Origin of the sequence: Azospirillum doebereinerae, assembly GCF_003989665.1 — a bacterium.
GTDB classification, from domain to species: domain Bacteria; phylum Pseudomonadota; class Alphaproteobacteria; order Azospirillales; family Azospirillaceae; genus Azospirillum; species Azospirillum doebereinerae.
Window position 1 is genome coordinate 1 of record NZ_RZIJ01000104.1, and the last position, 290, is coordinate 290.

Below are 290 nucleotides of genomic sequence, written 5' to 3' on the forward strand. Positions count from 1 at the left end.
TGGCCGGCTGGAGATCGACAACAACATCGCCGAGCGCGCCATGCGCGCCGTCGCCCTGGGCCGCAAGAACTGGCTGTTCGCCGGCTCGGACGGCGGCGGCAAAGCCGCGGCCGTGTTCTACACCCTCATCGAGACCGCCAAGACCAACGGCCACAACCCGCGCCTCTGGCTCACCCGTGTCCTGGAAGCCATCGGGCGCGAGCGCGACCTCACAGACTATGATGCCCTTCTCCCCTGGACCATGAAACCGGAAATGGCCACCACCTGAAGGGCGTTCCCCAGCCGCTTAC

The 290-nt window shown here is 66.9% G+C and carries 1 protein-coding gene; it reads left to right on the forward strand.

What is annotated here, in order from left to right; translation table 11 throughout:
- Nucleotides 1-268: transposase domain-containing protein (locus EJ913_RS31385; RefSeq protein WP_148125337.1), on the forward strand; the 268-nt coding region annotated here is incomplete at its 5' end.
- Nucleotides 269-290 lie beyond the last annotated feature (22 nt).